Below are 14,023 nucleotides of genomic sequence, written 5' to 3'. Positions count from 1 at the left end.
GGTTCAGCGGATCCAGGCCGGAAGCACGAAGGACCCCTGGGCGTACGGAGGCGGTGAGAGCAAGACCTGCTTGCCGTCCTGGATCTGATAGGTCAGGTGGGGCATGGCCAGACTGGGATCGTTGACCTTGTCCGGGTACGGCAGGGCGGTCAGTTCCTTCTGGTCGAAGCGGTAGGTGCCGACGACCCCGCGAAACACGCTGGCCTTGAGGAACTCACTGACCTTCTTGAAGTCGGTCGGGTCACCGGCCTGCGCAGCAGCGCGGGCCCAGAGTCGCACGGTGTCGTACTGCGCACCCGACTGGCTGAGACCGGCTGGCGCGCCGAACTTGGCCTGGTAACGCTCGCGGAAGTCCACGCCGATCTCGTCGGGCAGCGTGCCGATCGTGGTGGACCAGAGCACTCCGTTGGCGGCGCCCTTGGCGAGATCGAGATACTCCGGAACGCTCGGACCGTACTGCTGATAGAGCAGTGACGGCGTTGGGGCACTGGCGAACTGGGTGGCGAAGCCCGCGAGATCACCGGCGAGGTAGTCGGTGATGAAGATCAGGTCGGGGGGATTGGAGCGGATCCGGGCCAGCTGTGGGCCCCAGTCCGCGTTCGGCGCCGTGACTTGATCATTGAGAGTCACGTTCCAGCCGAGCTTCTTGATGCCGTCGGAGAAGACGGTGGCAATCGAGATGCTGTAGGAGTCGTTGCTCGTGATGATGGCGACCGTATTGGTGCGCGGCGTCCACGCCTTGGTGCGGATCCACTCTTGCATCAGCTGGATGAAGCCCTCGGCGTACCAAATCTCGGTCGGACAGCACTGGAAGACGTTCGAGATGCCGTTGTCGACGACGAAATCGGTGTTGGCCTGAAGGGTGTTGGTGTGCAACAGCGGAACGCCCGCGTCGCCGTAGATACCGTACTCGGCGGACGTCGTCGACGTGTAGCCCGAGAACGCCGCGACAACCTGCTCCTGGGACACCAGTCGCTGTGCGGCTTGAATGAAGTTCTCGGGTGCCTGGTCGGAGATGTCGGCGGTGACCAACTCGAGCTTGCGGCCGGCGACACCGCCCGTCGCATTGACCTCGTCGACCGCCATCTGCGCGCCGCGCACCATCTCCTCGCCGTCACCCGAATAGGGTCCGGTGATCGGAGCGACGCTGCCGATCTTGATCGAGTCGCCAGAGGACGCGGCAGTCGAAGCACCCCCATTCGACGGCTTGACGGCCCACCCGGCCGCGCCACCGACCACCAAGCCCCCTACGCCCGCTGCCCCGACCCCCGTGACGAAGTTGCGCCGAGAGACGCCGCGCTGTCTGTCCTTGGCTGGCGTTTCTGGCATCGTGGTGCTCCTTTGCATCGCCGTACCGGTATGTGTCAGTACATCGGCCAGCCAGCAGGGGATGCATCCGTCAATTGACGGATACCCCTCTCGCTTTGCTCAGGCCGACAGGGCGGGCGGGCACCACGAAGGCAACCGGAACCGCGACAGCTTCCCGAACGGCTCAGGAGAAAGCACGTGGTGGGTGCCGTCCTGGATCTGGTAGATCATGTGGGCCTGGCCCATCGACGCGTCCGGCGTCGAGTCGGGGTAGGACAGCGTCGAGTGCTTGTGTTCGCCGAAGTAGTACACCCCGTTGACCCCGCGGTGCGGCCACCGGCGCAGGTAGCGGATGACGTCTTCGGTGCCCCGGGTGGCCGTCGCCGACCAGGCAGCCGCCAGCAGGTTGACCTGGTCGTACGCCGCACCTGCCTGTGACCATCCCGGTGGTCGGCCGAACCTGGCGGTGTACTGGCCACGGAAGCGCCTGCCGAGTGCGTCGTCGTATGTGCCCGTCGTCGTCGACCAGATCACTCCGTCGGCAGCAGCGCCGAGCGCGGTCTGAAAGCGCGGGATCGACGGCCCGTACACGCAATACACCAGGGCGGGCAATCCCGTCGCCACGAACGCTCGCTGGAATGCCGCCACCTCCTGATCGAGGAAGTGGGTGACCATGACGACCTCGGGTTCCGACCGTGCCACCCTGGCCGCAACGGAGGCCCAGTCGGTGGTGCTGACCGGAACACGGATGAGGTCCTCCACCGACCATCGGGCCCGCCCCGCGGTCGCCAAGAAGTGTTCGTTCGTGACCCTGGTGCTCGACGTCGCGGCTTCGATGCTGACGATGCCGCGGCCATGCGGGCGCCACAGACCGCGCCGTTCGAGGTCTGTGAGCAGACGCACCAGGCCCACGCCGTAGAACGTCTCCGACGCGCACGTCTGAAGCACCGCGCCGAATCTGGCCGGGTCGGCCTCGGTCTGCTCCACCTGCTCGGCGAAGGTCGCGGTGTGGAGAAACGGCTTGCCGTAGTCGGCCACCATGTCGATGACGGCCGAGTTCTCGGCGCTGGCATAGCTGGTGGTGATCGCGTCTACCTCGAGGTCGAAGAGTCGGCCGAGACCGCGTTGCACGCTGTCCCAGCTGAACAGATCCACTTCGGCGGTCACCAATTCGACCGGCCGTCCCGACGCACCACCCATGGCGTTGAGTTCCTCGACCGCCAACGTCGACCCGTGCAAGACCTCAACGCCGTCGGCTGCGGCGGCTCCGGCCGGGATCAGCGCTCCGACGACCAGGGGACGTTTGCGTGGATACGCCGGTCGCAGCGGGGCGACCTCGGCCCGAGGGACCTTGTTGACGATCGCCTCCAACTCGACCACCCCGATGCCCGGCGTGCCGTCGACGCCTCCCGGGATCGGCAGGCGCAACAACCCCGAGTCGACTGCGAGCGCCGCCAGCCCACCCCGGGTGCCCTGATCCAGCTTGGTCAGCAGCCGTTCGATCTGCGTGGAGACCGTGCGCGCACTGGTGCCGAGCCGTTCGGCGATACCGGAATTGGTCAACCCGAGCGCCAAGAGGGTCAGGACGTCCACTTCGCGGACGGTGACGCCACGCGGCATGTCGACCTCCGCGATCCGCACCGAAACCCGCTCACCGGCCGCCCATGCCGACGAGCGGCGCACGGCCGCAGGGAATTCGGGGTCGTATCGGGTACGGACGAGGTGGACCGCGAGCCATGTGTCATCGCGCCGCCACAGGAATCGCAAGGAGTCTCGGGTGGTTTGGAAGAACGCCCGTGCGTAGCGGAGCACGTCCCCTGGAACGTTCTCGGGCGCCGCGTGTGAGCGCGCCCCCGCCTCGAGGACGAGTTCGGCGACGACCCTGGACATCCATCTCCTTTGCGCCGCTTCGAGCCCTGGTGACCGTAGCGGAGGGCCGGCGGGAGAGGCAGTGGCGAAGAGTCTACGCCCAGGCCGAAACGTAGTCGCGCATAATCCAGCGGCCCTCGCATGGGTTTCCCACGGAGATGTGGGCGCGCCGTTTGGCGGGTTCGAACACGACACCGGTCGCGGTCGTCCACTGGTCCAACGGCATCGCGTCAGGATCGGGATGACAACAGATGCCCGACGGATTCCCCGCGTGGTCCGACAGGATTCGCTGCCAGTCGCCGACCCCGGGATCGGGCGTGGCACGCAGCAGGTCTCGGACGCGCTGCAGCCGGAACAGCGAGTCGGCCATCAGCGCGATGCCCACGTCGGTGCCGCCGAGGTCGCGCAGCGGAGCCACGGAGAAGTGATTGGTGTGCAGGAGAAGACCGCGGTCGTCGGGCAATTGCCAAGAGATGGCGTCGAATCCGCCCGGCCGCGCCTCGGCATCTACGACGAGGCCGTCGCCGCTGCCGATCACGTAGTTGGCCGACGACGATCGGGGTGCCGACTGCAGTATGGTCGCCGCCTCGGTCGGCGTGCGACACCCCAGCAGCGCGCGGAGCATCACGTGGTACGGCACGCCGGGTGCGCCAGCGTCCATGCCGGAGACCAAGGCGTTGGTGGCCACGACCAGACCCGCGGAGTTCATGCCGAACTTCGCGAGGAGGCCCGCTTCGACGACCGTCATGAAACTCGGCCCGTCGTCGGGCTCTGACTCGAGGAGCACCACAGTGTCAGCCGAGAACGTGAGCCAGTCCCAGGTCTGACCGATAAGTCGCTCACCGGACTCGGTGAGCGAGGAGAACGACGTGCACTCCAGGACGGGCGGGAGCTTTCCCGCCGATCTGACCTTGGCGGCGAACAGGATCTCGGTACGCAAATTCATTGCCAAGACGTCGAGGAACTCCAGACCGCTGCCCTCGGCAATCCCGCGCATCTCAGACAGTGACGCCGGATGGAACCTCTCGATGGGGTCGATGAAGGCCCGCGCCTCGTCGCGGACCCGATCCCAATCCCAGGTGGCGAAGTGTCCATAGACCTCGGCATAGGCGTCGCGCGTCCGACGGACCCGCGAGGCGGCTCGCTCACCATATTGAGCACCACGATCGTGGGCGCCGCCGCTCACACCGATGACGGGTAGTTCGTGGTCGGTCATGACGCGAGATAACCTCCGTCGACTAGGATTTCGGTTCCGGTGATGTAGGAGCTCTCGGTTCCTGCGAGAAACAGGCACGCGGCGGCCACCTCACCGGCGGTGCCCAGACGTCCCAACGGTAGTCGCCGAAGCAGCGCGACGGCGGCTCCGGCGTCGGAGGTGACAGTCGTCATGGCCGTATCGATGACGCCTGGAACCACACAGTTGACGCGGATCCCCGACCCACCCCACTCGACGGCGAGCTGGCGTGCCATCGACGACACCGCCCCCTTGCTGGCGGCATAGGCCGCACTCGGCTCGCCCCTATCGCCGCGTCCGGCGGCGACCGAACCGAGCAGGACGATGGAACCCGTTGTCCCATAATGGATCATCGTTGACGCGACCGCCTGGGCCATGAGGAAGCTGCCCCTGGCATTCACGCCGACGACGTCATCCCATCCCGCCGCGTCGGCGGTCGCGCTCGGCGTCACGCGGTAGATCCCGGCGCAGTGCACCAAACTGTCGGGCGGTCCATCCCATCCGGTGATCGCGGCATCGACTGCGGCGGTCACCTCACCCGGTTCCGCGACGTCGGCGGTGATCGTGCGGTGACGTGATTCGGTGCGGAACGCAAACGCGCGGTCGATTCCGATCACCGACCAACCCGCGTCAAGGGCGTGGTCTACGACGGCCGCTCCGATCCCGGATGCCGCGCCCGTGACGATCAATCGGCGCGTCATCTAGCTGACCTGGATCCCGCCGTTGACACCGATCGTCTGGCCAGTGACGTATGCGGCGTCGTCGGACAACAACCAGACGACCGCACCTGCGACGTCGTCACCGTTGCCGTGTCTGCGAAGCGGTACGGATTCGCGCAGTTGCGACATTCTGTCGTCGGGACCGATCCCCGCCGCGCGGGCCTGCGACGCGACCTCCTCCTTGTGCATGCGGGTCATCATGTAGCCCGGAGCGACGGTGTTCACCGTGACACCGCTCGGACCCAGTTCCAGCGCCAGGCAGTGCGTCAAGCTGCGCAAGGCGGCCTTCGACATGATGTAGGCGCTTCCACCGACGACCGGCTGGTCGGCGAACAATGATCCGACGTTGACGATTCGGCCGGACCCCCGCGCCTTCAGGTGCGGGATCGCCGCGCGGCACAATCGCACGGGCCCAAGCAGATTGACGTCGAGAGTCCGCACCACGTCCTGTATTGCCACGGTGTCGAGGTCGCCGCTGGGTCCGCCGATGCCCGCGTTGTTCACGACGGCGTCGAGACGTCCGTACGACGCCATCGCCGTGCGCACAAGCGCCTCGGCGGTGTCGGGCAGCGCGATGTCGGCAATCGCGGCACGCACCCGGCCGTCGAACGCGCCAGCCCCGAAGTGCTCGCCCACGTCGTCGCTCACGTCTGCGGCGACGACGCACCAGCCCTCGGCGAGCAGGCGTGCCGCGACGCTGCGACCGAGGCCGTGCGCCGCGCCGGTGACGATGGCGCAGCGGTGTGAGTCGGTGGTCACGACACCACCCGCGCAACGTCGCGGGTGGGCGCGACCCATGCTCCGGCCGCGGAGATGTCGTTCAGTAGCCGGTCGAGCAAGACCAGCCGAGATGGGCGACCGATGAATTGCGGATGCATGGTGAGCATGTAGTGCGCACCGAGTGCGGCGATGCCGTCGAGTTCGTCCTTCCAGAGCGCGTACACCTCGCCAACCGTCCGGATCGTCTTGTTCCAGGTGTCGCCGGCGAACCAGAAGTGCGGCGCGTCGTCGAGGATCCAGGAGACCGGCACCTCGACGATGCCACCGGGATGTCGGTAGGGGTTGATGTCGTCCATCAGGTTCGACGAGTACTCGAAACCGTAGGTGGACAACAAGTCCAGGGTATGCGGGCTGAAGTCCCACGACGGCGAACGGTAGCCGACCACTTCAGCCCCCAGGCCGCGCAGAATGTCTAGGCCGCGCGCCAGTTCGGACTCCTCTTCGTCGCGAGTCAGGGCGGTCGGGGACCGGTGGGTATAGCCGTGGTGACCGACTTCGTGACCGGCTGCCAGGATCTCGCGGACCCGATCGCCATGGCGCTCGGCGTCACCACCGGGGACGTAGAACGTTGCCGTGACACCGTGGCGCTCCAACAACTCCAATAGCAACGGGATGGCGACCTTCGGCCCGTAGGTGCCCTGTGACAGCACACCCGGCCGATTCGCGTTGGCCGGGTCCTCTCCCAGCCATACCTCTTCAGCGTCGAAGTCGAACGTGATGCTGGCGGCGAACGGAGCGCCACCAGGCCATTCCCTCTTCGATCCTGCTGACATTTGGGTGATTGTCGTCGGGCGTGGTTGTCGGGACATGCGTCATTCGACGTAACGCCGCCCGTCCGTCGAATGACGCATGACGTCCGCGCGCCCTCTGGGTGTACTGGGTGTGCGGCGATCCGGCCGCGTGGTGGGCGAGGAGTACCCGAGGTGGATCGACCCCGTTGGACCGTGAGCGTCGACGCCGGCGGTACCTTCACCGACGCGGTGGCGCGCTCTGATGACGGCCGCGTCCTGGTGGCGAAGGTGGCGTCCACCCCCGATGACCCGTCGCGGGGTCTGGCGAACGCGGTCGACGCCCTCGCGGTCCAGGGCATGCCGGTCGGCGATGTCGGGCTGCTCTGTCACGGCACCACCGTGGCCACCAATGCGATTCTCACGGGCGACCTTTCGACGGTGGCCCTGCTCGCCACGCGGGGGTTCCGCGATGTCATGGGCTACCGCCAGTCCAGCCGGCCGACTGTGTACAGCCTCACCCCGGAGCGGCCCGACGACCTCGTCGAGCGCCGCGCCCGCATCGAGGTGACCGAGAGGCTGACGAGCACTGGCGAGGTGCTCGTGCCGCTTGAGGACACCGAGGTCGAGCGGGTCGTGGCGGCAGTCGCTGCCCTGAACGTAGATGCGGTGGCGGTCAGCCTGCTGTTCAGCTATCTCGACGATTCACACGAACGCCGATTGGGTGACGCGCTGCGCCGCGCATTGCCCGGAGTCCCCGTCACGCTGTCGAGTGCGGTGGCCCGGGAGTTTCGCGAGTATCCACGCACTGCGACGACCGTGATCAACGCGGCCCTTCGACCGGTCATCGGTGGGTACATGCAACGAGCCGCGAAGGCTGCCGCCGAGTCCGGAGTCACGGCACCCTTCCTGGTCATGCAGTCGAACGGGGGAAGCGTGCCCGCGGCACGGGCCGAGGAGAACGCCCATCGGCTGGTGTTGTCCGGGCCGGCAGGCGGTGTTGCGGGGCTGGTGGCAAACGCTTCCCGGCACGGGCTCGGCAACGTCATCAGCCTGGACATGGGGGGCACTTCGACAGACGTCTGCCTGGTGCGCGACGGCCGCATGCCGTTCACGACCACCCAGGCCCTGCGCGATCACGTGTTGCTGGCGCCCGCCGTGGACATCCACACGATTGGGGCGGGCGGAGGCAGCATCGCCTGGACGGATCAGACGGGCCGACTTCGGGTGGGGCCGCAGTCGGCACGTGCGGTACCCGGCCCCGCTAGCTATCTGCGCGGCGGGACGCAGCCCACGATCACCGATGCGCACGTTGTCCTGGGGACGCTCGGGACCGGACAGCTCGCGGGCGAGTTGGTACTGGACCGTGCGGCGGCGATCACGGCGGTGGACCAGATCGGTGCGGCCCTGGGCACGAACACCGAGGAGGCCGCGGAGGCGATTCTTGCGATCGGTCTCGCACACATGGTGCGCGCCGTGCGCAAGGTCAGCGTCGAACGTGGCCTCGATCCGCGCGAGTTCACCCTCGTCCCGTTCGGAGGTGCGGGCCCCCTGCACGCCGGACTGCTGCTCCGTCACCTGGGTCTGCGCAGTGTGCTGGTGCCAAGTCGTCCCGGCTTGTTCTCCGCCGACGGTCTATTGGTCGCCGGTCTTCGCCTCGACGACGCGCAGACCGTTCTGGTCAAGTTCGACGACGGGGCCGTCGAGACCATTGGCGAGTGGTTCCGAGACGCAGCGCACCGGATCACCGGGGAGATCGAGGCAGACGCCTCATCCGGCGCAGACGTCGCGGTGGCCGCATCCGCCGACTGCCGCTACCTCGGCCAGGGCTTCGAGCTCAATGTCACCCTGGATGGCTGGGAAGACGATGCGCTTCAACGTATTCCAGCCCTCTTCCACAGTGCACACGAAGAACTCTACGGGCATGCCAACAGGGGCGAGCCGGTCGAGGTCGTCACCCTGCGCATCGCCGCGGTGGGCGGGAACCGTAGGCCCGAAACACCCGACGAACTGGAGAGTGACCTCGATGCCGAACGGGCGGTCGTGATCCGCCGGGTGGTGCGCATTCCCGGATTCGAGGCACGGGAGGTACCGGTCTATGAGCGGTCGCTCCTGCAGTTCGGCGACACGTTCGACGGACCCGCGATCGTCGCGCAGATGGATTCGACGACCGTGCTGTGCGGCGGCCAACGCGCGGAGGTCGTCGCGGGCGGCGATCTCCTCATCACGGAAGGACCACGGCAATGACCGATCGGCGCCACACGGTCGACACCGTCAGCTTCGAGGTGATCGCCGCAGCGATGCAGTCCGCGGCCGAGGAGATGGGGACGCTCCTGAAACGGTCGAGCTACAGCCCGATCATCCGCGACATGGACGACTTCTCCTGCGCGTTGTTCACAGCCTCGGGCGATCTCGTCGCGCAAGCGGACTACATCCCCGCCCAGTTGGGTGCGATGTCCCTGGTGGTCAAGGCGACCATCGACCGATGGTGCGACCGGATCAACCCAGGTGACGCGTTCATCTCCAATCACCCCTACATGGGCGCCATGCATCTGCCCGACGTCAACGTCATCGCGCCAATCTTCCTGGACGGCGAGCTAGTCGCCTGGTCGGGCACCGCCGCTCACCACATCGACGTGGGGGGTGTGAACCCTGGCAGCGAAGGCCCGGAACTGCAGGACCTCTTCGGTGAGGGACTGGTTCTTCCGCCCGTGCGCCTGTCGATCGCCGGGGTCGAGAACGAAGACCTGGTCGCAATCCTCACCGAGAACATCCGAGATCCTCGGAGCACGGTCAGTGATCTACGTGCCCAGCGGGCAGCCTGCGGGCTTGGGGACGAACGGGTACGAGAACTCGCATCGCAGTACGGCACGTCGGTCGTTCTCGAGGTGATGGACCGCATGCTCGACACCGTCGAGCGCGGTGTGCGAAATGCGTTGGCGGCGTTGCCCGACGGCGAGGGTCAGGCCGAGGGCTTCCTCGATGACGACGGCCGGGGCGGACGGCCCACCCGCGTGCATGTGACGGTGCGCAAGTCGGCGGACCGCCTCGCCATCGACCTATCCGGGTGCGACCGGCAGGTCGCGGGCGCGATGAACGTGCCGTGGGCGAGTGCGCGCGCGGGCATCGTGTACGCCGTACGCGCCGTGGTGGCACCCGACCTCGGAGCCAACGACGGCTTGTTGCGTGCCGTCGACGTCATCGCTCCGCTCGGAATCGTGCTGAACCCCGAGCCGCCCGCGGCGGTGTCCGTGCGACACAACACCTGTCAGCGGTTTGCCGACACGCTGATCCGGGCGATGGCGGCGATCTGGCCGGAGAAGGGGGTCGGAAGCAGCACCGTCAGCTTCTTCTGCATCAACGTCGGCTCGGTCAACCCGGTCACCGGCCAGCCTTCGGTGATGGCCGACGTCGTCGGCGGCGGCACCGGGGCGACGCCGACGTCGGACGGCATCGACGGCGTCGACACCTACATGTCCAATGTCGGGGTGATGCCGACCGAGGTGGTCGAGACGAACTACAGCGTCCGGGTCCTGAAGACCGAATTCATAGCGGCATCACAAGGTTTGGGAACCCACAATGGTGGCCTCGGCCTGCGCCGGGAGTACCAGATCATCGATTCTCCGCAGCGCGTCACCTTCTACTCGGAGCAGACGCATGAGGACTTCGTCCCGCGCGGTGCAGGGGGAGGCGGCGACGCGGTGGCTACGAAGGTGACCGTGATCGGTCCGGATGGCGTCGAGATGACGGGGCTTCCCGCGAAGGCCTCGCTGACGCTGCAACCGGGAACCGTCGTGCGGGTGGAGACCGCCGGCGGCGGGGGATACGGCGATCCGGCGGGCCGCTCGGAACGGGCGCGCCGATACGACCAGCGCAACGGGCGCGTGTGACACCGGGGGATGTCCCATCGTCTTCAACGGCAGTCGTTCTCGCCCCGACCTAGTCAGCCGAGGTACTGCGCAGTCGATCCCGACAGCGGCATCTCCGGCATGCCCAGCTTGCGGTGGTCCCAGCTTCGCGTCCGGCTCGGCACCACGCGCACGGCGATGCGGTTGTTCATCATCTGGTCGACGAACGGTTTCATGTCGTCGGTGTAGGGACCGGTGTAGCGCTCCCACACGCTGATCCCCACGCGCAGAAGCAGATCCGGGTCGCTGTCGACGATCTCGGCCTCAGCGTCGATCGACACGCCGCGGAGGGAGTCGTAGGTGGAGCCGTCCTCGATCATCACCGTCAGGCGGGGATCGCGACGCAGGTTGACCGCCTTCTGAGACTTGGCCTTGGTCTCGAACCAGATCTCACCGTCAAGGACGGCGTACCACATCGCGACGAGGTGCGGCCTGCCCGCGGCCGACAGCGTCGCCATGGTCGCGGTGCGACTGTGATCGATGAACTCGACGATCTCGTCGTCGCTCATCACGATCTTCGAGCGTTCGTTCTTACCCATCCGGTATCCCTATCAGGCCTGCGCTGCGATGACCGTCACCGGGATGCCGTTGAGGGCACCGTTGCCGGACGGCTCATCGAGGAAGTCCGGCGGTGACAGCACGTTGGTGTTGACGCCGGGCGCCTCGTTGGCCACCGTCATCCTGGTGCCGGGCTGGCCGTGGCCCCAGCCGTGCGGCATCGACACCACGCCCGGTTTGATCGCGTCGGTGACCTCGACCGGCACCCGGATCTCACCACCCGACGAGCGGACCTTCACGACGTCACCGGAGACCAGGCCGCGCCGCTCGGCGTCGTCGCGGTGCATCAGCAGCGTGCAGCGGTCGCGGCCCTTCATCAGCGGCCCCACGTTGTGCAGCCAGGAGTTGTTGGACCGCAGGTGGCGGCGGCTGACCAGCACCAACTCCTCGGGGGCACGCTCGAGGCGCTTGGCCAGCCGGGGAAGGTCGTCGAGGAGATATTGCGGCGCCAACCTGATCTTCTGGTCGGCCGTGCCGAGTACCTCGGGCACCCTGGGCACCATCGGACCGAAGTTGATGCCGTTGGGTTCGGTCTTCAACTTCTCCAGGGTCAGGCCGTCGGGAATCTGGCCGTACCGGTCCCCGAACGGGCCCGTCCGCAGCGTCAGGTCGAGGGTGCGCTCCGGTCCGCCGGCCGGACCGTTCGAGTCGTAGTGCGCCCGGATCTCCGCGCCGTCGAGGCCCTGGGTGAAGCACATGTAGTCGAAGAAGCCGTCGTCGATCGCCGCGACGTCGACGTCCTCGGCGGGGGTTCCGGTACACAGCCCGGTCAGCCGGATCAACAGCTCCCACTCGTCCGGCGCGTCCGGGTCCGCCTTGGCGAACACCGGAGCCGAATAGTTCGCGATGCTGTTGATCGCGAAGTTGAGGATGAGATCGTCGTGGTGCGGCTGCTCCAACGGTGACGATCCCGGCAGGATGACGTCGGCGTGGCGCGTTGTCTCGTTGAGCCACAGGTCGATCGAGATCATTGCCTCGAGGGTCGGCAGCACCTCGTCGAGCTTGTGCCCGCCCGGGGTGGACAGCACGGGATTGCCCGCGACGGTGATCAGGGCCTTGAGTTGACCCTCGCCGGGGGTGGCGATCTCCTCGGCCAGACACGACACCGGAACCTGGCCGAGCACTTCCTTGGCGCCGCGCACGCGGGTGCGGTAGCGGCCGAAGTCGGCGGCTCCGTCTTCGAGACCCGGGATCGGCTGCACCGTGATCGACCATGCGGCCGGCGTCGGGAACATGCTGCCGCCCGGCACGTCGAAGTGGCGCGTGAGGATGTTGACGACGTCGACCAGCCAGCTGGCGAGACTGCGGAATTCCTGGTTGCACGTGCCGATCCGGCCGTAGACGACCGCGCGCGGCGTGGCGGCGAGTTCCCGCGCCAGCTCGCGGATGCGCTCGGCAGCAATTCCGGTGGCCGCCGCGACCCGTTCCGGCGGCCAGTCGGCGGCGACGTCGCGCACCGCGTCGACGCCCTCGAGGTACGGCGCCACGACGCCGAGGTCGACGAGGTCCTCCGCGAACAGCGTGTGCGTCACGCCGAGGAGCAACGCCGCATCGGTGCCGGGGGTGATGGGCAGCCATTCGTCGGCGCGTTCGGCCGTCGCCGTGCGGACCGGGTCGATGACGATCACCCTGCCGCGCTTGCGAATTGCGCCCAGGATGCCCATCACGTCCGGTGCGGCGAGCAGCGAACCCTGGGAGGCGGCGGGGTTGGCGCCCATCACGACCAGCAGATCGGTGCGTTGGATGTCGGGCACCGGGAAGCTCCACCAGCCCCCGTACATCAGGTGGGACGACAAGTTCTTGGGCCACTGGTCGACGGTTCCCGGGGAGTACGTGATCGGCATCCCGGACAGGCCGAGGAGGATGCCCGCGTACCGCGCCAACGAGAACGAGTGCGCGAGCGGATTGCCCGTGTACGCGGTGACCGCGCTGATGCCGTACTCCTCGATGATGGGCGCGAGCAGTTCGGTGCACCGCCGCAACGCCTGGTCCCAGCCGACCTCCTGCCATTCGCCGTCGACCTTGATCATCGGCGTGCGAATGCGGTCGGGGTCTTCGTGGAGGGCGCCCAGCGACGCGCCCTTGGGGCAGATGTGGCCGCGGCTCCAGGTGTCTTCGCGGTTCGGGCGAATGCTGGCGACATGGCCGTCGACGACCTGAATCTCCAAGCCGCACATGGCTTCACACAGTGGACAGGTGTAGAGGTGGAGTCCGTCCTGGCCCGTGCCTGCCAGCTGCCGCGTCGACGGGACCGCCGTCCGAGACCTCCTCCATGGTTGTCGTGACACACTGTATCGACCAAGGGTCGGCCGGAGGAGACGAATCGTGAAGTCCGCACCGCCGGCGCGAAGGCACAGCCAGGGGTCGCGGCGGGATCCGTCCATCGACACGGCCGTGCTCGCGGCGGCCCGCCTGCTGCTCGTCGAGCGCGGCTACGCGGCCACGTCGGTCGATCTGATCGCTACCACGGCCGGGGTGAGCCGCCCCGCCGTCTACCGCCGGTGGAGCTCGAAGGCCGAGCTGGTGCACCAGGCGGTCTTTCCAGATCTGGGCCCCGAGCCCGCGGAGGGCGAGCTGACCGCCGAGATCATGCGCTTGTGTCGCGGCGCCATGCGGATGTACAGCGATCCCGTTGTGCGCGAGGCAATTCCGGGCCTACTCGTCGATCTGCGGTCCGACCGTCGGCTGCGGCGGGTGATCAGCGACCGCCTAGAGGCCGCGGCGCGCAGTCAGCTCGCCGCTCAACTCGACGACGCGGTGGCGAACGGCATCGCGAGCGGTGAGGTCGGTGCCGACACCGTCATGGACGCGATCGCGGGCGCTGCCTGGTACGCCGTGTGCGTGCGGCGGGTTGCCGACGTCGACCGTGCTGCCGACGACCTCGCCCACATGGTGCTCCGCGGAGTTCTCTCGTAGTTC

At 67.5% G+C, this 14,023-nt stretch carries 11 protein-coding genes; 3 read left to right on the top strand and 8 right to left on the bottom strand.

Going from position 1 to position 14,023, the window contains the following annotated elements; all coding sequences use genetic code 11:
* Window positions 1–3: 3 nt before the first annotated feature.
* The 6 genes from QUE68_RS00325 to QUE68_RS00300 form a co-directional block, all read right to left on the bottom strand.
* A complete protein-coding gene (locus QUE68_RS00325; protein WP_286274984.1) occupies window positions 4–1,329 on the bottom strand; it encodes an ABC transporter substrate-binding protein in 1,326 nt (441 codons plus the stop codon).
* Window positions 1,330–1,428: 99 nt separating this feature from the next.
* Entirely contained in the window at window positions 1,429–3,198 is a 1,770-nt protein-coding gene (locus tag QUE68_RS00320; RefSeq protein ID WP_286274983.1) for an ABC transporter substrate-binding protein, read from the bottom strand.
* Window positions 3,199–3,271: 73 nt separating this feature from the next.
* Window positions 3,272–4,393: a C45 family autoproteolytic acyltransferase/hydolase gene (locus tag QUE68_RS00315; protein ID WP_286274982.1), complete on the bottom strand. Its 1,122-nt coding sequence runs from the start codon at window positions 4,391–4,393 to the stop codon at window positions 3,272–3,274.
* Window positions 4,390–5,112 carry an SDR family NAD(P)-dependent oxidoreductase gene (locus tag QUE68_RS00310; protein ID WP_286274981.1) on the bottom strand — a complete coding sequence of 241 codons (723 nt, stop codon included), beginning with the start codon at window positions 5,110–5,112 and terminating at the stop codon, window positions 4,390–4,392. Before QUE68_RS00310 ends, QUE68_RS00315 begins: the two co-directional genes overlap by 4 nt.
* Window positions 5,113–5,889, bottom strand: coding sequence for an SDR family NAD(P)-dependent oxidoreductase (locus QUE68_RS00305; protein WP_286274980.1), 777 nt, complete (start codon window positions 5,887–5,889; stop codon window positions 5,113–5,115).
* Window positions 5,886–6,683, bottom strand: a complete 798-nt coding sequence (locus QUE68_RS00300) for a polysaccharide deacetylase family protein (protein WP_286274979.1) — start codon at window positions 6,681–6,683, stop codon at window positions 5,886–5,888. The genes QUE68_RS00305 and QUE68_RS00300 overlap by 4 nt, the downstream gene beginning before the upstream one ends.
* A 150-nt stretch (window positions 6,684–6,833) precedes the next feature.
* Between QUE68_RS00300 and QUE68_RS00295 the strand changes: the two genes are divergently transcribed.
* A complete protein-coding gene (locus QUE68_RS00295) occupies window positions 6,834–8,885 on the top strand; it encodes a hydantoinase/oxoprolinase family protein (protein ID WP_286274978.1) in 2,052 nt (683 codons plus the stop codon).
* Entirely contained in the window at window positions 8,882–10,528 is a 1,647-nt protein-coding gene (locus tag QUE68_RS00290; RefSeq protein ID WP_286274977.1) for a hydantoinase B/oxoprolinase family protein, read from the top strand. The genes QUE68_RS00295 and QUE68_RS00290 overlap by 4 nt, the downstream gene beginning before the upstream one ends.
* A gap of 53 nt (window positions 10,529–10,581) precedes the next feature.
* Here QUE68_RS00290 and QUE68_RS00285 read toward each other — a convergent pair whose 3' ends face one another.
* Both QUE68_RS00285 and QUE68_RS00280 read right to left on the bottom strand, forming a co-directional pair.
* On the bottom strand, window positions 10,582–11,085 hold the full coding sequence (locus QUE68_RS00285; RefSeq protein ID WP_286274976.1) for a pyridoxamine 5'-phosphate oxidase family protein: 504 nt from the start codon (window positions 11,083–11,085) through the stop codon (window positions 10,582–10,584).
* A 12-nt stretch (window positions 11,086–11,097) separates the two neighbouring features.
* Window positions 11,098–13,281, bottom strand: coding sequence for a molybdopterin-dependent oxidoreductase (locus tag QUE68_RS00280; protein WP_286274975.1), 2,184 nt, complete (start codon window positions 13,279–13,281; stop codon window positions 11,098–11,100).
* A 145-nt stretch (window positions 13,282–13,426) separates the two neighbouring features.
* Here QUE68_RS00280 and QUE68_RS00275 point away from each other — a divergent pair, with 145 nt between their 5' ends.
* Window positions 13,427–14,020 (top strand): TetR/AcrR family transcriptional regulator, encoded by a 594-nt coding sequence (locus QUE68_RS00275; protein WP_284234642.1) that lies wholly within the window; start codon window positions 13,427–13,429, stop codon window positions 14,018–14,020.
* Window positions 14,021–14,023: the final 3 nt, after the last annotated feature.

This window comes from Mycolicibacterium sp. TUM20985 (assembly GCF_030295745.1).
GTDB lineage: Bacteria > Actinomycetota > Actinomycetes > Mycobacteriales > Mycobacteriaceae > Mycobacterium.
The sequence above is the reverse complement of the archived record's forward strand: the minus strand, read 5'-3'. Positions and strand labels throughout refer to the sequence as shown.